Origin of the sequence: Kribbella sp. NPDC050241 (genome assembly GCF_044459685.1) — a bacterium.
Lineage (GTDB): Bacteria > Actinomycetota > Actinomycetes > Propionibacteriales > Kribbellaceae > Kribbella.
In genome coordinates, this window is the sequence record NZ_JBITJE010000010.1 from 68,293 (window position 1) to 93,041 (window position 24,749).

23 protein-coding genes are annotated in these 24,749 nt (G+C 68.0%); 15 read left to right on the forward strand and 8 right to left on the reverse strand.

Annotated features, from left to right (window positions below; genetic code table 11):
* Nucleotides 1-16: 16 nt before the first annotated feature.
* On the reverse strand, nucleotides 17-511 hold the full coding sequence (locus tag ACIBG5_RS34625) for a winged helix-turn-helix transcriptional regulator (protein ID WP_396395737.1): 495 nt from the start codon (nucleotides 509-511) through the stop codon (nucleotides 17-19).
* Between the two features lie 105 nt (nucleotides 512-616).
* Between ACIBG5_RS34625 and ACIBG5_RS34630 the strand changes: the two genes are divergently transcribed.
* Both ACIBG5_RS34630 and ACIBG5_RS34635 read left to right on the forward strand, forming a co-directional pair.
* Nucleotides 617-2,035 (forward strand): MFS transporter, encoded by a 1,419-nt coding sequence (locus ACIBG5_RS34630; protein ID WP_396395738.1) that lies wholly within the window; start codon nucleotides 617-619, stop codon nucleotides 2,033-2,035.
* Nucleotides 2,036-2,221: 186 nt separating this feature from the next.
* Nucleotides 2,222-2,887, forward strand: a complete 666-nt coding sequence (locus ACIBG5_RS34635; protein ID WP_396395739.1) for a nitroreductase — start codon at nucleotides 2,222-2,224, stop codon at nucleotides 2,885-2,887.
* Between the two features lie 152 nt (nucleotides 2,888-3,039).
* Here ACIBG5_RS34635 and ACIBG5_RS34640 read toward each other — a convergent pair whose 3' ends face one another.
* Nucleotides 3,040-3,909 (reverse strand): alpha/beta fold hydrolase, encoded by an 870-nt coding sequence (locus ACIBG5_RS34640; protein ID WP_396395740.1) that lies wholly within the window; start codon nucleotides 3,907-3,909, stop codon nucleotides 3,040-3,042.
* Nucleotides 3,910-4,583: 674 nt separating this feature from the next.
* On the opposite strand from ACIBG5_RS34640, the gene ACIBG5_RS34645 reads away from it, so the two are divergent.
* The 6 genes from ACIBG5_RS34645 (at nucleotide 4,584) to ACIBG5_RS34670 (ending at nucleotide 9,154) form a co-directional block, all read left to right on the forward strand.
* Complete coding sequence (locus ACIBG5_RS34645) at nucleotides 4,584-5,012, forward strand: ester cyclase (protein WP_396395741.1); 429 nt, start codon at nucleotides 4,584-4,586, stop codon at nucleotides 5,010-5,012.
* Entirely contained in the window at nucleotides 5,009-5,479 is a 471-nt protein-coding gene (locus tag ACIBG5_RS34650; protein WP_396395742.1) for a hypothetical protein, read from the forward strand. The genes ACIBG5_RS34645 and ACIBG5_RS34650 overlap by 4 nt, the downstream gene beginning before the upstream one ends.
* A gap of 60 nt (nucleotides 5,480-5,539) precedes the next feature.
* Nucleotides 5,540-5,857: an NIPSNAP family protein gene (locus tag ACIBG5_RS34655; protein WP_396395743.1), complete on the forward strand. Its 318-nt coding sequence runs from the start codon at nucleotides 5,540-5,542 to the stop codon at nucleotides 5,855-5,857.
* 458 nt (nucleotides 5,858-6,315) lie between these two features.
* The gene (locus ACIBG5_RS34660) at nucleotides 6,316-7,371 is read left to right on the forward strand and encodes a serine hydrolase (RefSeq protein ID WP_396395744.1); all 1,056 of its coding nucleotides are present in this window, start codon (nucleotides 6,316-6,318) and stop codon (nucleotides 7,369-7,371) included.
* A 142-nt stretch (nucleotides 7,372-7,513) separates the two neighbouring features.
* Nucleotides 7,514-7,714 carry a DUF1059 domain-containing protein gene (locus ACIBG5_RS34665; RefSeq protein WP_396395745.1) on the forward strand — a complete coding sequence of 67 codons (201 nt, stop codon included), beginning with the start codon at nucleotides 7,514-7,516 and terminating at the stop codon, nucleotides 7,712-7,714.
* 201 nt (nucleotides 7,715-7,915) lie between these two features.
* Entirely contained in the window at nucleotides 7,916-9,154 is a 1,239-nt protein-coding gene (locus ACIBG5_RS34670; RefSeq protein ID WP_396395746.1) for a cytochrome P450, read from the forward strand.
* 270 nt (nucleotides 9,155-9,424) lie between these two features.
* On the opposite strand, the gene ACIBG5_RS34675 is transcribed toward ACIBG5_RS34670, so the two are convergent.
* Nucleotides 9,425-10,264, reverse strand: coding sequence for an SDR family NAD(P)-dependent oxidoreductase (locus tag ACIBG5_RS34675; RefSeq protein WP_396395747.1), 840 nt, complete (start codon nucleotides 10,262-10,264; stop codon nucleotides 9,425-9,427).
* Nucleotides 10,261-11,205, reverse strand: a complete 945-nt coding sequence (locus ACIBG5_RS34680; protein WP_396395748.1) for an SDR family NAD(P)-dependent oxidoreductase — start codon at nucleotides 11,203-11,205, stop codon at nucleotides 10,261-10,263. Before ACIBG5_RS34680 ends, ACIBG5_RS34675 begins: the two co-directional genes overlap by 4 nt.
* A gap of 70 nt (nucleotides 11,206-11,275) precedes the next feature.
* Between ACIBG5_RS34680 and ACIBG5_RS34685 the strand changes: the two genes are divergently transcribed.
* Nucleotides 11,276-12,196 carry a LysR family transcriptional regulator gene (locus tag ACIBG5_RS34685; protein WP_396395749.1) on the forward strand — a complete coding sequence of 307 codons (921 nt, stop codon included), beginning with the start codon at nucleotides 11,276-11,278 and terminating at the stop codon, nucleotides 12,194-12,196.
* Between the two features lie 128 nt (nucleotides 12,197-12,324).
* On the opposite strand, the gene ACIBG5_RS34690 is transcribed toward ACIBG5_RS34685, so the two are convergent.
* A complete protein-coding gene (locus ACIBG5_RS34690; RefSeq protein ID WP_396395750.1) occupies nucleotides 12,325-12,642 on the reverse strand; it encodes a TetR/AcrR family transcriptional regulator in 318 nt (105 codons plus the stop codon).
* Nucleotides 12,643-12,698: 56 nt separating this feature from the next.
* Between ACIBG5_RS34690 and ACIBG5_RS34695 the strand changes: the two genes are divergently transcribed.
* From ACIBG5_RS34695 to ACIBG5_RS34705, 3 genes are all read left to right on the forward strand, one after another.
* Nucleotides 12,699-13,013 (forward strand): nuclear transport factor 2 family protein, encoded by a 315-nt coding sequence (locus ACIBG5_RS34695; protein WP_396395751.1) that lies wholly within the window; start codon nucleotides 12,699-12,701, stop codon nucleotides 13,011-13,013.
* 397 nt (nucleotides 13,014-13,410) lie between these two features.
* A complete protein-coding gene (locus ACIBG5_RS34700; RefSeq protein WP_396395752.1) occupies nucleotides 13,411-13,863 on the forward strand; it encodes a GNAT family N-acetyltransferase in 453 nt (150 codons plus the stop codon).
* A 7-nt stretch (nucleotides 13,864-13,870) separates the two neighbouring features.
* Nucleotides 13,871-14,737 carry a GNAT family N-acetyltransferase gene (locus ACIBG5_RS34705; protein WP_396395753.1) on the forward strand — a complete coding sequence of 289 codons (867 nt, stop codon included), beginning with the start codon at nucleotides 13,871-13,873 and terminating at the stop codon, nucleotides 14,735-14,737.
* A gap of 132 nt (nucleotides 14,738-14,869) precedes the next feature.
* On the opposite strand, the gene ACIBG5_RS34710 is transcribed toward ACIBG5_RS34705, so the two are convergent.
* Nucleotides 14,870-15,820, reverse strand: coding sequence for a YbhN family protein (locus ACIBG5_RS34710; RefSeq protein WP_396395754.1), 951 nt, complete (start codon nucleotides 15,818-15,820; stop codon nucleotides 14,870-14,872).
* A gap of 231 nt (nucleotides 15,821-16,051) precedes the next feature.
* Between ACIBG5_RS34710 and ACIBG5_RS34715 the strand changes: the two genes are divergently transcribed.
* From ACIBG5_RS34715 to ACIBG5_RS34725, 3 genes are all read left to right on the forward strand, one after another.
* Nucleotides 16,052-18,352, forward strand: coding sequence for a CDP-alcohol phosphatidyltransferase family protein (locus ACIBG5_RS34715; protein WP_396395755.1), 2,301 nt, complete (start codon nucleotides 16,052-16,054; stop codon nucleotides 18,350-18,352).
* A gap of 267 nt (nucleotides 18,353-18,619) precedes the next feature.
* On the forward strand, nucleotides 18,620-19,258 hold the full coding sequence (locus ACIBG5_RS34720) for a TIGR03085 family metal-binding protein (protein ID WP_396395756.1): 639 nt from the start codon (nucleotides 18,620-18,622) through the stop codon (nucleotides 19,256-19,258).
* Between the two features lie 144 nt (nucleotides 19,259-19,402).
* Complete coding sequence (locus ACIBG5_RS34725; RefSeq protein WP_396395757.1) at nucleotides 19,403-21,538, forward strand: MMPL family transporter; 2,136 nt, start codon at nucleotides 19,403-19,405, stop codon at nucleotides 21,536-21,538.
* A 126-nt stretch (nucleotides 21,539-21,664) separates the two neighbouring features.
* Here the strand turns inward: ACIBG5_RS34725 and ACIBG5_RS34730 are convergent, their stop codons facing one another.
* Nucleotides 21,665-22,747: a LacI family DNA-binding transcriptional regulator gene (locus ACIBG5_RS34730; RefSeq protein ID WP_396395758.1), complete on the reverse strand. Its 1,083-nt coding sequence runs from the start codon at nucleotides 22,745-22,747 to the stop codon at nucleotides 21,665-21,667.
* 10 nt (nucleotides 22,748-22,757) lie between these two features.
* Nucleotides 22,758-24,722 (reverse strand): DUF2264 domain-containing protein, encoded by a 1,965-nt coding sequence (locus ACIBG5_RS34735; RefSeq protein ID WP_396395759.1) that lies wholly within the window; start codon nucleotides 24,720-24,722, stop codon nucleotides 22,758-22,760.
* Nucleotides 24,723-24,749 lie beyond the last annotated feature (27 nt).

The following is a 24,749-nucleotide window of genomic DNA, read 5'->3' on the forward strand; positions in this document are numbered from 1 at the left end:
GGTTCGGCGGGTGAGGTCAGCCCTTGCCTGACAGGGCCACGCGGGCGGCGGCCTGGCGTTCGGCCTCCAGGCGGTCTGCAGTCTCTCGTTCGGCCACCACTCTCCTGTCGTAGGCGGTGCGGGCGGCCGCGATGGCGATCTGGTGCTCCTCGGTCCAGACGACCAGGGCGCTGATGGTGCTGTGCAGGGTCGCGCCCATCGGTGTCAGCTCGTAGTCCACACGTGGCGGGACGGTGGGATGCACAGTCCGGCTCACCAGTCCGTCGCGTTCCAGATGCCGCAGCGTACGGGTCAGCATGCGCTGGCTGACCCCATCGATCGCGCGGCTCAGCTCGCTGAAGCGCAGGCTCCGCTTGTCGAGCAGCGCGATGACCAGAAGCGACCACTTGTCGGCGATGCGGTCGAGAATCTGCCGCACCTCACACTCCGCGCGCTGGTCCCACTGGAGAACGTCCTCGTCGATGCCGGTATCACCGCAGTAACCGAGGGACTCGAAAGTGCCGTCTTCCATAGCCATTGATAGTGCCTGACGATGCTGTCACTTACAAGAAGGAACTAACGGACAATTGGGAACCGTCTCCGGATCGGTTCCCCGATGCAGAGGGGTTGGACACCGATGTCGAATGCGGTCAGCGGGCCGGCAGGCATGACAGTGCGCGCATGGGGCGTGTTGCTGGTCTTGTGCGGCGCGATCTTCCTCGAGGGGATCGACGTGGCGATGCTGAACGTGGCGCTGCCGTCGATCCGCGCCGACCTCGGGTTGTCCACCGGGATGCTCAGCGGCGTGGTCAGCGCCTACGTGCTCGGCTACGGCGGGTTCATGTTGCTGGGCGGCCGCGCTGCCGACCTGCTGGGGCACCGGCGGGTATTCGTGGTGTGCCTGAGTGTCTTCACGCTCTTCTCCGGGCTCGGCGGATTCGCCACCGAAGGCTGGATGCTGCTGGCCGCGCGGTTCGCCACGGGAGTTGCGGCCGCGTTCATGGCGCCGGCCGGGCTGGCGCTGGTCACCTCCAACTTCCCCGAGGACCGCGTACGCACCAAGGCGCTGGGCGTGTACGCGGGGACCGCGGCGGGCGGGTTCTCGCTCGGGCTGGTCGCCGGCGGCGTGCTCACGTCGTTCGGCTGGCGGTGGGTGTTCTTCGCGCCGGTCATCCTGTCCGCGCTGATCCTGGTGGCGGCGCTGATTCTGCTGCGCGAGTCCGGCGGCAAGCGGGCTCGGGGCGGCTTCGACCTGGCGGGATCGCTGTCCATCACCGGTGCCATGTTGCTGCTGGTGTACGGAGTGGTCCGGCTGGAGCACCCCGGTGACGGGACGTTCCTGACCGTTGCGACGTTCGTCACGGGGCTGGCGCTGCTCGGGCTGTTCGTCGCGATCGAGCGGCGGTCGTCGTCGCCGCTGGTGCGGTTGGGCATCCTGCGCAAGGCGTCGCTCGTGCGCGTCAATGTGGCGGCGCTGCTGTTCCTCTTGGCGTTCGCGGGCTTCCAGTTCCTGGCAACCCTGTACTTCCAGGAGGTACGCGGCTGGAGCACGATGCAGACCGGCCTGGCCATGCTGGTGATCGGAATCGACACGGTTCTCGCGCCGACGTTGACGCCACGCCTGGTCAACCGCTTCGGAAACGTGCGGGTCTTGTTCGGCGGCATCGTGTTCGCGGCGGTCGCGTACGCGCTGTTTCTGCCCGTCGGCATGGACTCGGCGTACACCGCTATGCTCCCGGCGTTGCTCCTGCTCGGTCTGGCTTTCGCACTGGCGTACGGACCGCTGACCATGGCCGCGACCGAGGGTGTCGATGACGAGGAGCACGGTCTGGCGGGCGGTCTGCTCTACACGGCCATACAGTTCGGCATGGCGCTCGGGCTGTCGGCCGTCACCGCAGTCAGCGTCTCCGCCGGGACCGGCCTGAGCGCGCTGCGGACCGCGCTGGTGGTCCCGCTGGCGGCGGCGCTGCTCGGTGCGCTCGTCATGGCCTTCGGTCTGCGCACCCCGGCCGCCTCTCCCGAACCCGCCGACGAGTCCGCGCCCGCCACCGTCTGACACCAGGAACGCCGCCGCTACCCTCGCCTGCCGATCAGTGCAGAAGGCGGGCGAGGTTCCCGCAGCGGTACGGCAGTCAGCGGCCGCCTGCCGCAGATCGAAGTGCGATCCGGATCACGTGTTGCCTCTTGCGCGTGCTGGAGACGGTAGACAAGTGGCTGTCGTTGAGTGAGAGGCCGAGAAGACGTGGATGTGTATGAAGCTGTGGACAGTCGCCGGGCTGTGCGGGCGTTCAGCGATCAGCCGGTATCCAAGAAGATCCTCGAACGAGTGCTGACCGCAGCGACGCGGGCTCCGTCGAGTGGGAACCTCCAGCCGTGGCATGTGTACGTCGTATCTGGTGAGCCCTTGATTGAACTGAAGAGACGCGCAACGGCCAGGGCACTGGCCGCAGACTCGGGTGACGAACGGGAGTACCCGATGTACCCGGCCGAACTGACCTCGCCGTACCTGGACCGCTTCTCCGCCGCGGCCGCCCAACGGTACAAAGCGCTGGGAATCGAACGCGACGACCCCGACAGGCCCTTGAAGATCGCCGCCCTCAACTCGAAGGCCTTCGGCGCACCGGTCGTACTGTTCTGCTACCTCGACCACACGGTGGGGCCTGGGCAATGGGCGGATGCCGGGATGTACCTCCAGACGGTCATGCTGTTACTAAGGGCCGAAGGATTGCACAGCTGCCCCCAGGTGATGTGGACGATGTACCGCAAGACGGTCAGCCAGATAGTCGGAGCACGTGACGGGCTCGTACTGGTCTGCGGTGTCTCGGTGGGATTTGAGAGGGAAGCCGTCCCACGGCTGCGTACCGGGCGGGCGGACATGACAGAAACAGTGAGCTTCGTCGGACTGTGACCGGGCCTCTCGGACGCCGACGACAGACCTCCGCGCCACCATGACTGTCGGCTGAGAGGGCCCGGCGGGCGAGGGTGTCGGACGAGGTGCAGCGGGAGTCCGGCATACCGAGTGACGACGACCCCGACGACGAGCCGCGGTTGGACGTTGACTCAGCCGTCGAGCACCTCGCGCAGCCGGGCGCCGAACGAGTCCGGGTCGCCGGTCTGGCCGTACTCCCCGCCCAGGAAGCCGCCGTGGTCGCTCGGGAATCTCGTCGGCTCGACCCCTAGGGCCTCGGCAACGGCTATCGCGGCGCGTTGCGTGATCAGACCGTCCGACTCGATGCCGTACGCCAGCACCACGCGGGTCGGGGCGGCCTTGATCGCGGCGTAGTCGGGCTCGTATCCGGTGGTGTTGACGATGTGGCCGTGACCGAGCATCGGATCCTCCCGTGAGCCGTCGTCCTCTGTCGGCAATCCGAACTGGGCCGGGTCGGGAGCCGGCCGATCGGTCCAGTCGGCGGGGACTTCGCCGGTGTGCATGATCAGGCCCAGGAACTTGGCCATCCCTGGACCGAGGCCATCGCGCTCGTAGGTGTCCCGGACATCGTGGACGGCTGCAAGCGCCGTCTCGCGGTCGGGCAACGCCGACACAAGCGGCGGCTCATGGGCCACAAGGGTGCGAACCACCTCAGGATGCGCCGCGACGAAGGCGAGCATGTTCACTGCGCCACCGCTGCTGGCCAGCACATCGACAGGTCCGGGACCGACGGCGACCTGGATCACCCGGTGGATGTCGTCGGCGTGGGTCTCCGGGGTGGGATCTGCATCGGTGGTGAGTTTGCTGCGCTCGCTCCGCCGCGGGTCATAGGTGACCACGGTGCGGTCGGTGAAGTGGCCGGCCAAGGTCGTGAACCCGGCGGCTGCCATCGGCGCAGCAACCATGACCAGCGGCGTCTTGTCCCCATCGCTGCCGGGCCGGATGTCATAGGTCAGTACGGCGCCCGGTACGTCGATCGTACGGGTCGTTGCCTCAGTCATCTGAATCTCCTTCGCCCGCGTGGACTCCATCCTGCCCCCGCACCCTCGTGAGGTCGAGGCGCACGGGCGGCGATTGAACCGATGAGCCGCGCCGTGCGTACAGAGTGCCTGGTTTGACCGGTCGCCTGCTCCCCCGCGCGTCAAGTACTCCGGAACCCAGCCATCCGTTGCCCGAAGCAACTCCCGGCGAAAGAACCTCGCCGCGGCAGTGTTGACCTCGAGCAATCGCCGACGCTCGGCAATGGTCGGGACAGAGTTCGGATCACGTGGACGTTGGTTCAGGGGTTCGACGTTGACGTCGACAGCGTCAGGTCGGAATCCCGGCTCCGAAGATCCAGGACCCTTGTAACGACTAGGAAGTTCCGAATGACAGCAACGGCACGTTCAACAGGTCAGGCTGGCGTGGCCGCGAGAAGCCTGGCGACGCCACCTCGACCAGATACAGCTCAGTCAGGAACTGGATCTTGGCGCCGAGGAGATGGCTGGTGTGCGCGGTCGCCGAGTCGCCTTCAGACCCACAGAAACGTGGATGTGCGCTCGCGCTGCCGACGATCCTGGCTAGCAACGCCTGGCTGTAGCGTCGCTAGATATTCTAGCGTTGCTATTGACCGGAGCACCGCCAAGAGTTAGCGTTGCTAGCGCTAGCAGTGCTAACCCCCTTTGAGGAGACCGACATGACCCCGCCCGAACACCCGCTCGTTGACCTCTACGTCGAGATGCTCAACACCCACAAGCCGGACTTGGTGGACCGATTCGTCGCCGAGGACTACGTCAATCACAACGACTTCGTCGCCGACGGACGTGAGGCCAACCGGCAGTTCTGGACCGCCTTCTTCACTGGCCTGCCCGACCTGGCCGTCACGATGGAGGACCTGATCATCTCCGGTGACCGCGTCGTGGGCCGCTTCATCTACCGCGGGATCCACACCGGGGACTTGCTGGGCATCCCCGCCAGCGGCAAACCTGTCGAGATGCGCAGCATCGACATCTGGCGCGTCCAGAACGGCATGTTCGTCGAGCACTGGGACGAGCTGAACCTGATGCAGATGTTTCAGCAGATCGGCGCACTGCCGCCGCTCGGCGGCCCCGAGACCCAGGCATGACACTGCTCTCGCAACTCGCCGTGCTCTTGGCGATCGTCAGCACGGGGATTGTCTACGGCGCCGACGCCTTCTGTGCGCTCGTGCAGCGATCCGCACTCGCGCGGGTCGATGACAGCACTCTCACCGCGATGATGGGCAACGTGCACCGGTTCGCCGACCGGCGAATGCCCGTTCCCGGAATCCTCGGCATTGTCGCCGCCGCCGCCGCATCCGTGCTCGCCGCGGTGGCCGGCCACCCCGCCGGATCAGCGGCGGCGGGAGCAGCATTTCTGCTGCTGGTGGTCTGGGTGTTGCTCTACCTGCGCATCAGCGCACCCATCAACCGCAGTCTCACCGCGGCCGCCGAAGCCGGCGAAACTCCCACCAACGCCCGCACCCTGCAACGGGACTGGGACCGCATCATCGTCCCCAGGGCCGTCCTGCAGGGCCTGGCGGTCCTCGCCCTGGGTGTGAGCCTCATCAACTGACCCGACACTCCGCTCCATGCTGCCCTCAATGCAGGCCATACCGAGAGGATTCTGGCGATCGTGTACCAGCTCAGGATTTACACACTGCGCACGGCCGAAGTGCTCCGGGACTACGCGACCGTGCACTGGCCGCGGCACATCCCGAGCCTGCGCGCTTTGGGCGTTACCACGCACGGGATCTGGACCGACCACGACGGCGGCGCGCACCGCCTGGTCGCCCTGATCGCGTACCCCGACGGCGCCGAACCCGGCGAGGTCACCGCCGCGTACATGGCCAGCCCTGAGTTCGCAGCAGACATGCAGGGCTTCGACGTCAGCAATATCCTCAACGTCGAAGAAGTGCTGCTCGACCCGACCGCCGCATCGCCGCTGTCCTGACTACCTGGAACCCAGCAATCGCACTCGGGAGATACAGGGCTTGGGGTGTTCGATGATGCGTCGCGCGGCTGTCCGGCCTGCCCCGGGACGCCTTTCGACCAGATCGATTCGAAGCTTGCGAGGTGCGAGCTGAGCATTTCGCTGCCGCAGGAGTGGCGGTAGGGGTAGACAGGCGAGCTGGCCGCAGGGACACATGGCGTCCTGGATCGCGTGGTCCGATGCCGAGCGCAACGAACCACGGCCGATCGACGGATGCCGCGGACAACCTTCAGGAACCGGCTCACAGCAGGCCACATCAAGACTGTCTCAAGAACAGTCGTCACAGCTTCCGTCTGTCCGACTCGCGTCGCCGCGGCGAACACGTGGGCACTGGTCGATTTGACCGTGGTCCCACAGCGGTATCGGGCGGGTTCTCGCAGTGCAGCCGGGCCTAGCAGTGATGGGGCTACGATGTCTCGATGAGCGGTCGGGCGAGCGGACTGGCAGAGCTGCTCGAGACTGAAGCTGCACGGTTCACACTGCAAGTTCCAGACGACACGGCCGCAGCGGGCGTCGTCGAACTTGAATCGCTGCGCGAACGCAAGCCCCTCGGTGTCGGCATCTACGTCAAGCACCTGCCGACCGGCGAGGAGGCCGCAGTCCGGCCCGATGTCGTCTTCGAGACCCAAAGCGTCATCAAGCTGGCCCTCGCAATCCGGTCCTACCAACTTGCTGATGACGGCCAACTCGACCTCGACGGACGCATCCGCGTGACGAGGTCCGACATCCGTGGCGGCTCAGGCCTTTTCCGGTACTTCCAGGAAGGCCTGGAGCCGACAGTACGGGACCTCCTGACTGCGATGATCGTCGTGAGCGACAACAGCGCGACCGACTTGCTGCTCGCCATGATCGGGGGCGTCACCCCTCTCAACGCCTGGCTGGCCGCATCCGGCTATCCACAGACGCGCATGGCGCAGAGCATCCTCGACGCCGATCGACTCCCGTACGTACTCGCAGATGCGCGACACCTGTCGCTCACGAGTACCCAGGTCTACGCGTTGCGGAGCCGCGATCCGGAGTGGGCCGGGATGACGCAGCAATGGCTGGAATCGATCGAGCGCGAGGTGGCGTCGCTAGCGGCGCGACCACTCGACGAGGTCCGTGCCCTGGCGCGTGAGCGCAGCCAGCCGCTCTGCTTCGGACAGATGACGCCGCGGGAGGCCGGCCGCATGCTGGAGTCGATCGAGTGCTCGACCGCCGTATCAGGCAAGAGCACTGCGGAACTGCGGGCCTCGCTCGTCCGACAGCAGCTAGGCGAGCGACGCCTGCCAGGGCTCGTTGGCGATCCGGTCGGCCACAAGACCGGCGACAACCCACCGTGGGACGCCAACGACGTCGGCATCATCTACTCGCCCTCGGGACCCATCATCGTCGCCGTGTTCGCGAACGATCTCGGTGGCAGCTACGAGGAGCAAGAAGATCGCATCGGCCGGATCGGACACCTGATCGTCGACCACTTCGAACGCGCCAACTGATCCGCCACGCAGGCCGTCGGGCGGCCCGCCGCCGACGCCTTGCCGCAGGTCCATGACATTGACACTCGACAGAAGTGTTTCCAGCGTTGCCCGCGCAATACTCGCCACTTCGGATCTCAAATGCACCGGATGACGCGTACCCATGACGACGCGGCAGGTGCGGTGCGAGTGCGGCTACACGGCGCAAGGAGCGACCGACGAGGAGGTGATCGCGCGGACCCTCGCGCACGTTGCCGCAGACCACCCCGACCTGCCGGCCGCCGTGCCCACCAGAGGTCTGGTCGAGGCAAGCGCGGCGACCCTACCCAGCTCCGGGCTTGCGGAGACCAATCGGCAGCGCTGAAGGTACACCCCCTGCTGGGGCACTGTGCCGCGATGCCGTCGGAATCACCCAGGCTCTCAGGGCCGTTCACTCCCAGCGGGTGACGTGATGGCCAGGTGGCACTTACGGAGCGTAGGCTGACAACTCCCCTTCGTCGGGCGGCGACATGAGTTTGCCAGCGGGGCGCGACGAAGGACTGATCGTTGTCTGTGGAGGAGCGCAGTGAGCGACGCCGCCATGCCCGCAGTGGGTTGCCCCGAGTTCGACCCCTTCCAAGCACACCGCAACGATCCGTACCCGCTGTTCGAGCAGCTGCGCGAACAGTTCCCTGTCGCCCCGAGCCAGACGCTTGGTGGGGTCCAGTTGGTGACCCGGTACGACGACATCGAGCGCATCGCAGCCGACCCGGAGACGTTCTCGTCGGTCGGATCGCTGCCGGTTCCGGTGGCGGGCAACGTGCCGGAGGTGATCGCGGCGCTGCCGGAGTTCGCAGTGGATCCTGACGTCGCCAGCGGCGTCGAGGTCGACGGCGCCCGGCATGACCGGATGCGTGCGACGATTCAGCGTGCCTACCGCGGTCCCCGCGTGAGTGCCCTCGCCGCCGACGTAGAACGCCACGCCAACGCTTTGCTGGACCAGGTCGCCGGCGACGGCCGGGCGGACCTGGCCGCGGTGTACGCGCACCCGTTGGTGAGCCGGGCGACGAGCATGCTGCTCGGCGTACCGGAGGACTACCACGACCAGTACGAGATCTGGGCGCACTCCATGGCCGCGATCCTGACGCCGACGGTTCCGGTCGAGCAGAAGCTGCAGGCGGCCCGCCAGCTCCACGACTATCAGGCGTTCGCGCTGGATTGGCGCGACCAGCGGCGCCAGGCGCCCACCGACGACGTGTTCTCCACCTTCGCCGCTGGCGAGGTGGGAGAGGCCGAGCCGCTGCACGACAACGAGCTGCTCTACACGATGCTGCTGCACTGGGTCGCCGGGTACGACACGACGCGCAACGCCATCCTGTCCACGCTGTACCTCATGCTGGGCCACCCCGGTCTGTGGGAGCGTGCCACTGACCCGCGCGAAGCCGAACACATCGCCGAGGAGGCGCTGCGTTTCGAGGCGCCCCACCGGGGCCTGATGCGCGTCGCCACCAAGCCGGTCAGCATCAGTGGCACCGACCTCCCGGCCGGCACACCGCTGCTGCTGATGTTCGCCTCCGCGAACCGCGACGCAACGGCGTTCGCCGACCCCGACCAGTTCGTCGTCGACCGGCCGAACGCGAAACAACATCTTGCCTTCGGCAAGGGTCCCCACGTCTGCCCCGGCGCAACGATGGCCCGCTACGAGATCCGCACCGCGGCCCGCGTCGCAGCCACCCGCCTGCCCGGCGCCGAGCTCGCCGGCGAGCCGGAATGGCGCGCGGACTACTTCTTCCGCGGACTGACCGAACTGCACGTCACCTTATGAGCGACCGGTTGACAGGCCTTCCGACTGAGCCAGCCGGCAACCCGAACGTACCTCTCGGACTGGCGTAGCACCTCGACGCTTTACGGGCCGAGCGATCGATGTCCGAGCGCACTCGACCGTGGTCGCGGGCGCGCGCGACCAGGACAGCCAGCACCGCCGCTGGACAGGTGAGGATGGCCGGCCGGCACGCCTGGACCTCCCGGGTCGCCGAGATTCTCGACGCCGTCCGCGGCCGCGCCACCGCCAGTCCGCAGCAGGTCATCGCCTACTTCAGGGAGCCCAGGGTAGGACCTTGCCGTAGCGGATGAGTTGGCCGTAGGCGTCGGGAGCGAACGGCTCCAATGCGAGGTCCAGCAGTGGGACGGCTGCCTCAGCCGGGGTGGGGGCGGTACTGACGTCCCACCAGAGGGCGGAGGTGGGAGTGTTCATCATGCCGGGGCAGACCGCGGCCACCAGGATGCCGCGGGCGAGGTCGTCCTCCCGGCGCTCGTGGGCCATCGCGCGTACGGCGGAGACCTGGGCGATCTTGGACGGGATGTTGATGAAGCCAGGCCATGCGGTGGCCCGGTCGCTGCCGTCCTTGACGAGGTCACGCCAAGCGGCGACCTCCTTGTCCACGTCCTCCAGGGAGGTCAAGCCGTCGAAGTGGTGATGCAGTACTGGCGCCAGGTAGTGAAGGGTGCCCAGCGAGCTGGCCACCACGAGGAACCGGCCGTCGTCGCGGAGCAGGGGCGCGAAGGCCCGCAGCATCCGGGTCGTCCCGAAGTTGTTCGTTTCGACGTAGGTGTCGACGATCGCGCGTGGGTCGTGATCCGGGCCGACGCGCATGACGGCGTTGTTGAACACGACGTCGACGCCGCCGTGCCGCTCTTTCAGTCGTACGGCGAGCTTGTCCGCGGCACCCGGATCGGACACGTCCAGGACCTCGGCACGAACCCGGGCTCCCCCGCCCGGGACGGCATCGACAGCGGCGGTCACGCGGTCGACGTCGCGGCCGGTCAGGTAGACGGTGTCGGTGGGTCCCAGGCGACTGGCGAGTCCCTCGACCAGCGCCAGACCCAGGCCTTGGGTAGCGCCGGTGACGAGGGCGACTTTCGGTGTAGTGGTCATCGGTTCTCCCGAGAGTGTTGGAGCATGGTTTCGGACAGGGTCCACAGGCGCTGTGCGCCGTCAGGGTCGAGGGCGTAGCGCGCCACGCCGTGCAAGGGTGGCGCGTCGCCGCGGTGGTCGATCGTCTCGGTCTCGTTGCAGTCGACGAAGTAGCGTCCGCCGATGCCCTCCAGCTGAGGTGATGTGGCCAGCAGGACCGAGGTCGCCGCGCCTTGCTCCGGGGTCTTGAAGAGCTCAGGCGGAACCGTGCCGGTGCCGCGGCCACCGGTGTGGCGCTGCAGGTTGGTGTAGATGGCACCCGGCATCAGGGCGTTCGCGGTGATGCCGTCACCGGCCCACCGACGGGACGCCTCGACCGCGAACAGCACGTTGGCGGTCTTGGACTGGCCGTAGGCCAGCCACGGATCGTAGGGCCGGAACGCGAAGTTCACGTCGTCGAAGACAATCGGCGAGAGCTGATGCCCGCTGGAGCTGACTGCAACAATGCGCGCGGCGCCGTCGGCGGCCAGCGCGTCGTGCAGACCGGCGGCGAGGGCGAAGTGACCGAGGTGGTTGGTGGCGAACTGCAGCTCCCAGCCCTGTGACGTGTACCGCTCGGGAGCCGCCATCACGCCGGCGTTGTTCACCAGAATGTGCAGCGGCCCGTCCCAGGCCGCAGCGAACGCCGCGACCGATGCCGGGTCGGTCAGATCCAGTTGCGCGACGCGCAGGGTCGTGCTGCCGGTGGTCGCAGTGATGTCCTTGGCAGCGCGCTCGCCGGCCTCGATGTCGCGGACCGCCAAGGTGACCTCGGCGCCCGTGGCAGCCAGGCCACGCGCTGATTCCACACCAAGGCCGGACGACGCCCCGGTTACCACCGCACGCCGGCCGGAGAGATCGATGCCCGCGGCAACCTCGGCCGCGCTGCTGGCGAAACCGAACGGAGTCTTGATCAGGTTCATACCGCCACGCTAGGCAGCCAGGAGCCATGCCACCAACGAAAGATTGGCAACCGTGGTATGCGTATATGTCATGGCCTTCACCGATGCTTCACTGACCGCGCTCCGAGTGTTCCGGGAAGTGGCAGAGCGCGGCACGCTCACCGCCACGGCCACTGCCCTCGGCTACACGCAGTCCGCGGTCTCCCGGCAGATCGCGTCCCTCGAACGCGCCGCCGGTACGCCTCTGCTGGAACGGCGTCACGACGGCGTCCGGCTCACCCCCGCCGGGCGAATCGTCGTACGCCGGGCAGCGACGGTGATCGACGAGGTCGACGCAACCGCGCGGGAGCTGGTCGGCCTACCCGAGGAGCAGGGCACCGTCCGGCTCGGCTGGTTCGCGAGCGCAGGTGCGTGGCTACTCCCCCGGGCGCTGGACGCGTTGCGCGATTCTCATCCGGCCATCACCGTGATCACCCGCGAGGGCAGCACCCCGGCCCTCGTGCGGGCGCTACGCGCCGGCACCCTGGACATCGCGCTGGTGGCCTCCGCACCACCGTTCCGCCCACTCGACACCGAAACCCCCGCGCTGGAACTGCAGACGCTGACGGAACGCAGCCTCCGCATCGCCATACCTGCTACACATCCGCTCGCCCGCGCCGAGTTCGTCGACATCGCCGACCTGCGCGGGCAGCGCTGGATCGCCGGCCCGGGCGGCGAGCACTTGATGGGAGTGTGGCCGGGTCTCGACGAGCGGCCGCGGATCGCCCACACCGCCCGCGACTGGCTCGCGAAGCTCAACCTGGTCGCCGCCGGCTGCGGGATCACCACCGTGCCCCCTACCTTCTCCCACGTGACACCGCCCGGCGTCCAGATCCTCCCGGTCCGCGGCGGTCCTGCCGAGCAGCGACGCATCCTGCTCGCACGACTCCCCCGACCGCTCCCCGAGCCGGTCGCCCGCCTCGCCGCCGCACTACGCACCGCCGCCATCGAAACAGAGCCGCCTGCAGAGTGACATGCTGCTTCGAAGCCGACATCTGGACGGTTGAATTGTCCCGGCCTCGTCCGCTCAGCTGGCCGCGTCCCTGCGGTGCCACCAAACCGGCGCGCAGGCGATCACGGCGTCCACCAGATCGTCGCTGCTCAATCCCCCGTCGGCCAACCAGGCCTTGGTCGCCCCGGCGAATCCATGGGAGACGAACTGCGCATCAGGTCGCGGTTGCCGGCCGGAAGATCCGCGCTCGCCATGAAGGCCAGGTACTCGACCACACCGCTGGTCGCCCGCCGCAGCGCCCCGTCATTGGACGGCTTCTCGACTGCTCGCCACCGCTCCTCGCGCTGATACACCTCGGCCAGGTCCGCCTCGGGGACCGTCAGCAGGAGATCGAAGGGACCGCGAAACCGGTTGTAGAACGTCGGCCGCGTCACCCCGGCCGCCTCGGCGACACTGATACGCGACACCGGCCGCTCGGCGGCAAGACGCAGTACGGCGTCCGCCCGATCAGCCGACGCAGGAATTGCGCGGGCGCGACGCCCTCGCACCGGTCTTCGACAACCTCAACCAGTACGCCGCGACCACCCATTTCAACGGCCAGAGCACAGTAGTTGTCGATGGCAATCAAGCGAGCGGCGAGTGCTACACCATCGCTCACCACGTGACTATCGGCGACGATGGCCGGCGCACGCTGATGGTCGCCTCGATGCGCTACCTCGACCAGTACCTCAAGCAACAAGGCAGCTGGTACTTCGCCGAACGCCGACTTCTCGTCGACTGGACCGAAACCCGCTTCGACCGTTGGACGGACATGAAGAGCTCTGTTGCGGCCTCTTGATTCGAGTGGCCCGCGGCGACGAGCTCCGCGACCCGGCGTTCCGTTGCTGTGAGAAGCCGATGCCGGCGCCGTCTCGACGTACGCAGTACACGCCAACCATCTGCGGACCATCAGCGCCTCGGTGCGCGACAACCAGGCGGCCGCCTGCTGACTCGTCGTCACCGGCGACAACCGCTACGCCTACACCGTCGACGCGGCCAGCTCGTCGATTCTCGTCGTACCGCATCACAGCCGACGGGCACGCGAAGCACTCGAATTGAGAGCCTACCCACGACCCGACATCCCCGGCGGCCCTTCGCCTACAAAGCGATCGCCGAGATCGTGTAACGTCTCGCGCCCTCTGTGACACAGACATCTGGAAGAGCCAAAGCCACGCCGACAGCCGGAGTTCGCCAAGATGATGGTGCATCACTACAACGGGGACCGGGATCTGCTGCGCCTGCTCTTCCGGGAGGCCGACGACTCCGAGCAGCAGCTCGATGCCTACCTCGACCTCGGCGCCGTGTTCGTGGCCGAAGACGACGGCGAGATCATCGGCCACCTACAGCTGATCACCGGCGACGACGTCGAGCTGAAGAGCATGGCCGTCGCCGGGAGCCGCCGTGGCACAGGCGTCGGCCGGGCTCTGGTCCGAGCAGCGCTCGAACACTGCCGACAGAACGCGGCGAAATGTCTCCTCGTCGCCACAGCTGCAGCCGACATCGGCAATCTGCGCTTCTACCAGCGTCAGGACTTCCGCATGCTTCGGATCGAACGCGACGCGTTTGTGCCTTCGACCGGCTACCCCGATGAAATCGTCATCGACGGTGTACCACTACGCGACCGCGTCTGGCTCAGCCAGGACCTGTAGGAGGGGCATGAGAACCGAACGGACACCACTGTTTTGCGACGCTGATCTGGCGCAGCGGATCGAGCTGGCCGAATCCAAGCTCATCGAAGCCACCGCCCTCGCCGCCCACCGCCGCCTCGGCAACGGCCGGGGCTTCGTGATCCCGATCGCGGGTGGACTCGCGAGCTTCGCCGACGACGACTCGCCGTTCAACAAGGTCGTCGGGCTCGGATTCGGCGGCGTACCGACCACCGGCGAGCTCGACCAGATCGAGCACGCGTACGCCGCCATGGGCACGTCAGTGCAGGTCGAGCTACCACACCTCGCCGACCCCGGGATCGGCATCGCCCTCAGCCGACGTGGATACGAGTTGGAGTCGTTCGAGAACGTCCTCGGCATCACCATCCACAACGCCGTCGACAACAGGTACGACGTCACGCTGCCCGACGGAATCGAGATCCGGCCGAGCGGCGACCAGGAGCTCGACGTCTGGCTGAACGTCATGGCCGACGCAGTCGCCGTACCAGACACACAAGGAGTGCCGTGGCGCGAGGAGTTCCCGCGCGACACCTACATCGAAGCCGAACGCGACGCCGCAGCAGCGGACATCAGGCGTTACATCGCCCTACTGAACGGCGAAATCGCGGGCGGTGCCGGGCTCCGCACAGCGGACGACATCGCCCAGTTCGCCGGCGCCGCAACGCTCCCCGCACACCGCCGCCACGGCATCCAGTCCGCTCTCCTGTTCACGCGCCTCTCCGATGCAGCTGCCGCGGGCTGCGAGGTCGGCGTGATCACCACCCAACCCGCCTCGAAATCCCAGCAGAACGCCGAACGCAGCGGCTTCAACCTTCTCTATACCCGCGCCGTTCTGGTGAAGCACAGTAATGCGTAACGCCAACCGACGACATCGACGGCTACCGGCACCAGGCGAATGCTGACAATGGTGTGATCGTTGCGGCCTCCGCCACGTACAAGGTTGACGGATACGAGTACAGCCCAGGTCGCGCGAGTGTCCTGGGGTTCTTCATGCCGGGGCGACCTGTCGACCCCGATCTGGCTGTGACTGCGGGTCACGGGTGCGGGCGTCGGGCCGGGTGCGGCGTCGGCCGAGGATCACCACCAAGGCTCCGGGGAGGGTGGCGATCAGGGCGAGTACGCCGTACACGACCGCAACGGTGACGCCCTCCGCCGGGCTCAGACCGACCCAGCCGAGGGCCCACGCGGCGGCGCCCTCGCGCGGGCCCCAGCCGGCGATGTTCGTCGGCAACGCCGACGCCATCAGCACGACCAGTGCCAGTGGGAGCAGCCGAGCCGGCGACACGTGCGACCCGGTCGCCCGCACCGCGATCATGAACACGGCGGCGTGACCGAGCACAGCGACGGCGGAGGCGAGCAGGATGCCCGGCCAGGCCCGCGGCGCGAGGACCGCGTCGCGGAGGTCGGTGGTGAAGCCGCGTGCGATCCGGGCCGGGAGGCGACGCGGGTCCAGGCGCAGGAGGACGGCGACCAGCGCGATCCCGGCGACCACCGCGATCGGCAACGCGACCAAAAGCTGAAGCGAGCCGGCGGTCCAAGGCAGCAGGAACAGCATGACCACTGTCAGCATCAGCTGTACCGCGAACCCCGACGACCGCTCCCATGCGACGGCCCGCAGGCTCCGGCCCACGTCGCCGACGTCGCGCCCGTGGCGCACGGCCCGATGCACATCGCCCACCACCCCGCCGGGCAGCGTGGCGTTGAGGAACTGGGACCGGTAGCAGGCAGCCACCGCGGTCCGCAGCGGCACCTCGATGCCGAGTCCGCCCGCGACCAGCCTCCACCGCCACGCACAGCACAACGTGGTCAGCGACGTGATCGCCAGGGCAGCGAGGAGCGGCCATCCGGTCGTCAGCCGGAGCCCGTCCACCAACGGGCCGGCGCCCACCCGCCACGCGAGGACGGCGAGGATCGCGGCGCCGCCCGCCAGGCGTACCAAGGTCCAGATGTTTCGGCTGATGGCGGTGGCTCCGATTCTCCGAGTTGGTCCCCCTGACAGTGATACGGCTGTCACCGGGCGCCGGTTCACCCGGCGATCTCTCCGTCAGCACGACCGACAGCAGCGCGACCAGTGAGAGACCGGGCTGCAGACGCCGGTCCCGCCCCGTGAACCGATGCGACACCTTGCTCGTGTGATCGTTGTTGTCGTACCCCCAAAGACGGAGGCACCGTGCGTCTGATTCAGGATCGAGTGCGCAGCCGCATCCTGGTCGGCCCGCTCACCGGCTTCGCCTGCCTGCTCGTGCTCCTCGGTGGGCTCGCGGCGACCACCGGCCTCGGCGTCGCCGGCTGGGCGACCGGCGTCGCCTGCGGAGCCGGCCTGACCGGGCTGCTCGCCCACGCACTGGCGCGTCACCGTCGTGACTGGCTGCGCCCGGCGGACAGGGTGACACTGGCTCGCGCGGTCCTCGCCTGCGGGGTCGCTGCGCTCACCGCGGACTCGTTCGGCGGCCAGGCGCCGGTGGCGATCCTGGTGGTTCTCTCGTCGGTGGCGCTGGTCCTCGATGGGGTGGACGGTCAGATCGCTCGGCGGACCGGCACCGCTTCGGCATTCGGGGCGCGTTTCGACATGGAAGTCGACTCGTTCCTCGTTCTGATCCTGAGCGTGTACGTCGCGCCGACGGTGGGCTGGTGGGTGCTCGCGTTGGGTGCGGCCCGCTACGTGTTCGTGGCCGCCGGTTGGGCGCTGCCGTGGCTGCGCGGTTCGCTCCCGCCCCGCTACTGGGCCAAAGTGGTTGCGGCGATCGTCGGCATCACGCTGACCCTCGCGGCGTCCGGCATCCTGCCCGATCCCGTGAACACCGTGGTGCTGCTGATCGCGCTGGGACTGCTGGCCGAGTCGTTCGGCCGTCACACCTGGAGGCTGTGGCGCCTGGCCGGCAGCCCGCGCGCCCATCGTGGCACCGTGGCGTCCGTGCTGGCGGTGCTCCTGGTCTGGGCTGCGCTCCTCGTGCCGGACCACACCGGCGACCTGTCGCCGGGCGCATTCCTCCGGATCCCGGTCGAGGGCCTCGTGTTCGTCATCCTCGTCCTGGTGCTGCCACCGCGACTCGCGCGGATGCTCGCACTCGGCGGCGGTCTCCTCGTCGGGGTGCTCGCGATCCTGCGGTTGCTCGACAGAGGCTTCTACTTCGCCTTCGACCGCCCCTTCCACCTCGCCTACGACACGGCGTACGCCGACTCCGCGCTGGCCCTGCTCGGAGACTCGATCGGCCGCGCCGGCGCGCTCGCAGTCATCATCGGAGCCGGGCTGCTCTGCCTGGCCGTGCTCGCCCTGCTGGCGCTGGCGGCGGTGCGACTGGCTCGGCTCGTGGCGGGACACAGGCGGCCGTCGATCCGAATCGTCGCCGTCCTGGCCGCGATCGCGATATTCCCCGCACTGATTGGCATCCGGCCGGAGTCGCAAGGACACATTGCCTCCGCCGCAGCGGCTCGGCTCACCACGCAGTTCCGGGACGATCTCCGCGACCAGCAGGAGTTCAGTCAGGCGCTCGAGCATGATCGATTCCGCGACACCCCGGACACCGACTTGCTGACCGGCCTGAAGGGCAAGGACGTGCTCCTGGTCTTCGTCGAGAGCTACGGACGCACCGCGCTCGATTCCCCGACAGTCGGCTCGGCGATCGATGCCGGGGACCGGCGACTGCATCAGGCCGGCTTCTCCTCGCGCAGCGGCTTTCTCACCTCGCCGACCTTCGGCGGCCTCAGCTGGCTGGCCCACTCCAGCCTGCAGTCCGGGCTCTGGGTGGACAACCAGCGGCGGTACGACGACCTCGTCACCCGAGACCGGGTCACCCTCACCGACGCGTTCGGTCGCGCGGGCTGGCGGACCGTCGCCGACGTACCGTCGAACGACACGGACTGGCCGGAGGCGACGACGTACTACCACTACGACACGGTCTACGACCGCCGGAACGTGGGGTACGCCGGGCCGTCGTTCAGCTACGCCTCGATGCCGGATCAGTACACCCTGGCCGAGCTCCAGCGCAGGGAGCTCGAGAAGCCGAACCGCGCTCCCGTCATGGCCGAGGTCGACCTGGTCTCCAGCCACACGCCCTGGGCACCGCTCCCCCGGCTCGTCGACTGGAGCCAGGTGGGCGACGGCTCGGTGTTCGACTCGATGCCGGCCCAGGGCGACTCGCCGGACGACGTGTGGCGGGAACCGGACCGCGTGAAAGCCGCCTACGCACAATCCATCGCGTACTCACTCGACGCAGTGACCTCGTTCGTCCAGCAGCTCCACGACCGCAACCTGGTGCTCGTCGTCCTCGGCGACCACCAGCCGGCCAGCATCGTCTCCGGCGATGGGGCGAGCCGCGACGTGCCGGTGAGCATCATCGCCGCCGACCCGGCCGTGACGGATCGGGCCGCGGACTGGGGTTGGCAGGACGGGCTGCGGCCGGGCGGCAGCGCACCGGTCTGGCCCATGGATACCTTCCGGGACCGGTTCCTCACCACCTACGGCCGCTAGCCCTCGCCCACCTCCGTCCTGCACACCGCGACCGAACGTCAGGCGGTTTTGTGGCGGGCCGCCGCCTTCGATGTGGATGGTCTTGCCCGAGATGAAACCTGCGCGGAGGAGCCACATCACCCGGCACGGTTGATCGCAGCAGTGTGGTTCGGTCACCAGAGGTTGCAGCAGGCCCTCTGGACTGCTGCACTGAGCGAGTGACAGGTTGAAACCTGCACCATGCAGGAGTCCGCCAACGTCAATGGAATGCGGGGTGTGCGGCGCGACATGACATGGGTCGAATGGGAGCGACGCTCCTTCGCGGGCGACTTCCGGGCCGCAGATCCCAATGCGCCGACGCTTTGTGCAGGCTGGACGACGCGACATCTGTGCGCACACCTGGTTCAGCGCGAGCATGCGATCCTGCACAACGTCTGGGACCAGGTGACCACGAAGACGCCCGGCGAGGAGCGGTTCATGCGGCGGCTCGTCGACGAAGCCGCAACGCCGGACGGATACGCCGCGCTGGTCGGCAGGTTCGCGGCAGGCCCTTCTCGACACTCGCTGATGGGTCGGTTCGACGAGGCCCTGAATCTCGTGGAGTACGCCATCCACCACGAAGACCTCCGCCGCGGATCCGGTCCGGTTCCGCCTCGCGACATGCCTCCGGCCGAGCTCGACGAGATCTGGCGTCGCGCCCGGCCGATCCTCAAACGGGCCTACCGGAAGGCGCCCGTCGGGGTCGAGCTCGCACCCGAAGGCAGTGTGGTCACTGCTGTACGGAGCGGGCCGAGCACCGTCACCGTGGCCGGCCCACCTCTCGAGCTCCTCCTGCACGCATTCGGCAGACGCAGCGCCGCCGACGTACGAGTCGACGGGTCACCCGACGACGTGAGCTCGTTCACCCGTTGGGCGACCCAAGCCTGAGGTGCCAGGGATGCGAACCGCAACGCCGGCTGTGGTGCAGCCTCACCTCCGACGCTAGGCGAGTCGACGGGTCCGAGTCGTTCGCAAGTGCGCACGGTGTCGTTCCAGTCCGCGAGGGCCGACCAGGGGAGTAGCGTTCGGACTATGGTCGCTGCTCTGGGAAGGCTCGTGGTCCGCGCCCGCTGGTGGGTTATCGCCGCCTGGATCGTGGCCGCCGTAGTCATCGCGATGACAGCCCCCGCCCTGCAGTCCACGCAGGACCAGTCGGAGTTCCTGCCCGGGCACTACGAGTCCGTCAAGGCCCTCACCGTCCAGCAGGACGCCTTTCCCGAGCGCGGTGAGATCGGCGCGATTGTGGTTTTCGACCGGGAGGATGGCGGCGAGCTGACCGCGGACGACCAGGCCAAGGTGTCCTCCATTGCCGAGCAGCTCAACACCAAGGGCTATGACAATCTGGGCACTGCGACCGCTACCCCGGCGGCCGACAACGGGTTGGTGCAGGCGATCTTCGTGCAGGTCAAACCGGGGAAGAACGCCTTCGACCCGGCTGCTATCGAGGACGCACGGAGCCTGCGCGCCGACCTCGAACCACTGGTTGACGGGACCGGCCTCCGCGTGGGCGTGACCGGCCCGGCGGCCCAGTCGCTGGACGCCCAGGAGTCGTCCGAGCGGGCGCTCGTCGTGGTCAGCGTCGTGACGCTGTTGCTCATCGTGGTCCTGCTCGCTCTGATCTTCCGTAGCGTCATCGCGTGCGCCCTGCCCATCGTGACCGTCGCCCTGGTCGGGACGACCGCCACCGGGCTCATCGCGGTGGCGAACGAGGCGTTCGATCTCAAGGCCGACAGTTCCATTTCGGTGATCTTGTTCATCGTGCTGTTCGGCATCGGGACCGACTACATCCTGTTCTTCCTGTTCCGTTACCGGGAGGCCCTGCGGCTGGGCTTCGACGGTCGAGGTGCGGTGTCCCACGCGGTCGAGCGGGCCGGTGAGGCGATCGCGTCGGCCGGCGGGGCGGTCATCATCGCCTTCATGGCGATGGTGCTGTCGTCCCTGAGCATCTTCCGCTCGATCGGGCCGGCGCTGGCGATCGCGGTCGCGCTGGCCGTGCTCGCAGCATTGACGCTGGTCCCCGCGGTCGTCGCAGTCCTGGGGCCAAGAGTCATCTCCTGGCCGTCGAAGAAGTGGATGGTCGCTCCCGAGGCCACCCGGTTCCGCGCCATCGGGCGGTCGGTTGCCGCGCACCCGGTCCGCTTCGCCGTCGTCTCGGCAGGGTCGCTCGCCGTGCTGTCGTTGTTCGCCCTCGGGTTCAACCCGACCTTCAACTTCTCCGACAGCAGCACCGAGAACACGGAGTCGGGCCAGGCGCTGATCACCTTCCAGAAGGGCCAGCCCAGTGGTGCCACCGACCCCACAACGGTGCTGCTGCGCTCTACGGGCGGCCAACGGCTCGATGATGCCGAGCTCAATGCGTACGCCTCCGAGCTGGGCACCGCAGAGGGTGTCGCGTCGGCGGCGCTGGCCGCCCGCACCGATGACGTCGCGGTGTTCACTGTCGTTCTCTCCGACGACCCCACGTCCGACGCGGCGATGGCCAACGTCGAGGGTCCCGTGCGCGACACCGCGCACTCGGCCGCGCCGGACGGGACCGAGGCTCTCGTCGGCGGCACCACGTCGATCTTCGTCGACCTCGACGACGCGATGGCGCGCGACTACTCGATCGTGTTCCCGGTCGCGGCAGTGCTGATCATGATCATCCTGGCGTTGCTGCTGCGCAGCCTCGTCGCGCCGTTCTACCTCATCCTCTCGGTAGGTCTCGGCTTCACCGCCAGCCTGGGTGCGACGGTGCTGGTCTTCCAAGGCCTGTTGGGACAGCAGGGGCTGATCTTCATCCTGCCGATCTACATCTACCTCTTCGTGGTCGCGCTGGGCACCGACTACAACATCTTGATGGTGGCGCGCCTGCGGGAAGAGGCACGGGGAGGGCTCGAGCCGCGGCCCGCGGCGGCCAAGGCAATCGAGCATGCCGGTCCGACAGTCGCGGCCGCCGGCCTGATCCTCGCCGGCACCTTCGCCTCCCTGATGTTCGCCGAAGGTACGTTCTTCAAGTCTTTGGGCTTCTCCTTCTCCCTCGGCATCGCCATGGCGGCCTTCGTGATGGCGCTCTTCCTGACCCCGGCGCTGACCGCACTCATCGGGCACGCCGCGTGGTGGCCCGGCCACGGGGACCAGGCCACCGACACAGTCGAGGAACCCGCCGAGACGCGCGTCCTGGAGAGCTGACCCGCCGAGATCGGTCTCCGCGAGGAACCCAAGCCTTGTCCACGAACAGCCGTTCCAGCTGCTCGTACTGGCCCGCGGCCTCGACGAGCGTGCCGGCGAAGCGTCCGGCCGGCCCCTTCCCCAAGGTCATCGCGGTTTTCGTTCGGTGGATATCAGCGGGCGGACCGACGTGCGGATGACGATGTGGGTGCCGAGGAGTTGACGCTCGCGACCGGAGCCGGGGGCAGGACGTTCCATTGCGAGCCTGACCGCGGCCTTCCCCATCTCCTCATGCGGCATGTAAACGGTGGTAAGCGGCGGCCACAGCTCCTGGGCGACCGGAATGTTGTCGTAGCCCACCAACGAGACGTCGCCGGGCACGCTCAGGCCTTTCTCGCGCAGCGCGGCGAGCGCACCAGACGCCATCACGTCGTTGTGCGCAAAGATCGCCGTGAACTCCAACCCGCTGTCGAGGGCCTGCTGGCAGCCCTGGAATCCTCCGCTGCGGTCAGCACTGCAGGCGATCCGCAACGACGGATCGACGTCGGCACCGAAATCGTCGTGTGCCTGCAGGTATCCCTCGACCCGGCCGATGGTGGTCGTGGACCGTTCCGGCCCGGTCAAGGTCAGGATCCGGCGGTGCCCCATGGACAGCAGGTGACTCGTCGCGGCGTACGCCCCACCGCGGTTGTCGTACTCGACGACAAGGGCTGGTACGCCGGCCGCGAGCGGGGGACGGCCGCAGAGCACGAGTTGGGAGCCGCGAGCGTGCAGCGCCCGGGCGTGCGCCGCCATCCGGCGCTCGTAGTCCGCGGTGATCTCCACACCGCCGACCAGGATGACCGCCTCGACGTCGTCCTGCTCCTCGAGCCACGCGAACACCTTCTCCTCGCGCCGCAGCTCACCGCCGGTGATGTACACGGAGCTGAGGCGGTCGTAGTCACCAGCGGCCTCCGCCACACCGGTGGCGACCAGGCTGCGCAGTGGGGACACGACGTCCGACACCACCATCGCGATGAGGGACGCGGAGGTGTTGCGTTTCGGTAGCCGTGGAGCGACGACATAGTTCAGCTCCTCCACCGCCCGCAGAACCTTGGCCCGGGTCGATTCAGCGACCGGGTAGTCGCTGGTCAGTGCGCGAGAAGCGGTCGCGACCGAGACCTCGGCGCGCCGCGCCACATCACGTAGCGTCGGTCCGCTCCGGCGCGGAGTGCCCTCGATCTCGGTCATCCAGTACTTCTTACCTGATTCCAGCGAAGATTGCGTTCAGGTCGAACGCCTGTCGCTCACTACCCCAGTCGACGCTGACGACCGCGCCATCGACCGCCGTATCGACGAATTCCTCGACCGGTACGCCGCTGAGCGACGCGGCCGCCACGTAGACCGTGCTCTCCGGCGACGTCGTGCCCACCAACTCGGGAACAACGGACCATTCGCCATACGCGGTGCCGTACGAGGCCGACGCCGTACCCGCCGCATTCCAGCCGTGTAGGCCGACGAGTCTCGATCGGAGTCCACTCGCCTCGACATCGACCGTTAGTCGTCCGGTCACAACCTCGAAGTCGGACGGGTGCCTCGCCGCCACGGCCCATCCTCCGAGCCGGACCGGCAGGGACGGCGGAATCCAGACGAACCGATGGATCCGCACCTCAAGTGGTCCCTGCACGGCTGTGAGGCTCTCGATCCGCGCGGACGGCAGGACAGGCCCACCTTCAGCGGTGTCGCTGCCTTCCCAGGGCGAGAACCGCGGGAACCTCGGCGTGTGCCAGGAGGCGATCCAGTTCTCGCCGGAGGCGACCTTGTGCATCCTTCGACGAGCGCTCCAGACGCGTCGGATCCGCACCTGGATGTCGTTGTCTGCCGGGTCGTGCAGGGACGTGGGTCCGGTCCGGGTGGAGTACCCGAACCGCGCATACAGCGGGTCGGGAGCGCCCGCATCGGCGGCGTCCGGCTTCAGGTGATCGCTGCCATGGTTGTGCACCCTGACGAGGCCGTCGACGGCGGTGTTCTGGATCAGCAGGCCGACATCCAGTGCTTGCACATAGTCGTCGGTGTCTCCCGGCAACGCGGCCTCGTTCTCTGTCCACACCGGATGGTCAGCCGGGAGCATCAATGCGAGGAAGCCCTTCGACGCCCAGTACGGCGAACCAGGCCCGGAGTACCGCTGGATCGTCGGCAGGTGCTCCGTGTGCCAGCCGAGGGACAGTACGCCGTTGTCCGTGATGGACCCGCGTTCGACGAAGTACCGCAGGCCGGCCGAGAGGACGCGCCGGGTCTGCCCCGGACTCAGCGGTGTGCGGCCGACCGCCTCGCCGAGGGCGACAGCTGCCAGCGTCGCCGTGCGATAGGTCATGCTCCGCCCGTAGTACAACGGTGCACCGTCGCGATCGAAGGTCCGGCCGAACGACTGCAGGAACTCCTCCAACCGATCCCCGTAGCGCTTCTCGAGCTCGGCGACGCCGCGTAGGCGTGCGTGCAGAACCGGGTAGAGATGCATGGCCCAGCCGACGTAGTGGTCGAATGCGTCACCGGCGCCGTCGGAGTACCAGCCGTGTCCGCGGTACCAGACCTCGATCAGCCCGAGCGCGCGGTCGAGCACGTACCGAGTCTGGTCGTCTCCTCGGCCAACGCCTTCGAGGAAGCTCGCGATCGTCGCGGGGAACAGATACCAGTTGTTCGGCGAGGGCTCCCGCTCGATGGTGGCCCGGAACCAGTCGGCCAGGCGATCCTGTTCGTCCGGCTTGAGCCTCCCCCACGTGTCGTCCTTGGTGAGATGGAGGCTGAGCGCGATCCCAGCTGCCTCGACGTGCGGTTGTCCATCGCGTCCGACATGTCCGACGACCGGCCACGACTCGTTGTCATCGGCACCGATCGTGCGGGTGCCGGCGACCAGGCCGTCGACGTACTTCTGCAGATGGCCGTTGCGGTCCGCTCCCCCGGCGTGAAGGAAAGCGGCCAGCAGGAATGTACGGGCGAAGCCCTCCAGACCGTCCGTTGCGGGTCCTTGCTGCGATGGACGGCCTGGAAAGTTGATCCGCGCCCCTTCCGGAGAGCGGTAGGCGTCGGCCGAGGTCAGCAGATGGTCGGCGACCGCGATCCAGTGGTCTCTGGTGAGACCGGTGTACGGGCTCAGCGTGCGGTCCTCGGCAGGCAGTACCGAAGCGAGAGGTCCGGAGACCTGCAGCGGAGGCAGTACGGGTTTCATCGGGAACCTTTCGTCCGGAACGCAGTC

Bases quoted from the DNA above. Each gene is read 5' to 3' on its own strand.
- ACIBG5_RS34720 (WP_396395756.1), top strand. From the start codon at position 18,620: ATGACATGGGTCGAATGGGAGCGACGCTCCTTCGCGGGCGACTTCCGG.
- ACIBG5_RS34630 (WP_396395738.1), top strand. From the start codon at position 617: ATGTCGAATGCGGTCAGCGGGCCGGCAGGCATGACAGTGCGCGCATGG.
- ACIBG5_RS34660 (WP_396395744.1), top strand. From the start codon at position 6,316: ATGAGCGGTCGGGCGAGCGGACTGGCAGAGCTGCTCGAGACTGAAGCT.
- ACIBG5_RS34645 (WP_396395741.1), top strand. From the start codon at position 4,584: ATGACCCCGCCCGAACACCCGCTCGTTGACCTCTACGTCGAGATGCTC.
- ACIBG5_RS34640 (WP_396395740.1), bottom strand. From the start codon at position 3,909: ATGACTGAGGCAACGACCCGTACGATCGACGTACCGGGCGCCGTACTG.
- ACIBG5_RS34700 (WP_396395752.1), top strand. From the start codon at position 13,411: ATGATGGTGCATCACTACAACGGGGACCGGGATCTGCTGCGCCTGCTC.
- ACIBG5_RS34705 (WP_396395753.1), top strand. From the start codon at position 13,871: ATGAGAACCGAACGGACACCACTGTTTTGCGACGCTGATCTGGCGCAG.
- ACIBG5_RS34680 (WP_396395748.1), bottom strand. From the start codon at position 11,205: ATGAACCTGATCAAGACTCCGTTCGGTTTCGCCAGCAGCGCGGCCGAG.
- ACIBG5_RS34685 (WP_396395749.1), top strand. From the start codon at position 11,276: ATGGCCTTCACCGATGCTTCACTGACCGCGCTCCGAGTGTTCCGGGAA.
- ACIBG5_RS34675 (WP_396395747.1), bottom strand. From the start codon at position 10,264: ATGACCACTACACCGAAAGTCGCCCTCGTCACCGGCGCTACCCAAGGC.
- ACIBG5_RS34735 (WP_396395759.1), bottom strand. From the start codon at position 24,722: ATGAAACCCGTACTGCCTCCGCTGCAGGTCTCCGGACCTCTCGCTTCG.
- ACIBG5_RS34730 (WP_396395758.1), bottom strand. From the start codon at position 22,747: ATGACCGAGATCGAGGGCACTCCGCGCCGGAGCGGACCGACGCTACGT.
- ACIBG5_RS34665 (WP_396395745.1), top strand. From the start codon at position 7,514: ATGACGACGCGGCAGGTGCGGTGCGAGTGCGGCTACACGGCGCAAGGA.
- ACIBG5_RS34625 (WP_396395737.1), bottom strand. From the start codon at position 511: ATGGAAGACGGCACTTTCGAGTCCCTCGGTTACTGCGGTGATACCGGC.
- ACIBG5_RS34650 (WP_396395742.1), top strand. From the start codon at position 5,009: ATGACACTGCTCTCGCAACTCGCCGTGCTCTTGGCGATCGTCAGCACG.
- ACIBG5_RS34725 (WP_396395757.1), top strand. From the start codon at position 19,403: ATGGTCGCTGCTCTGGGAAGGCTCGTGGTCCGCGCCCGCTGGTGGGTT.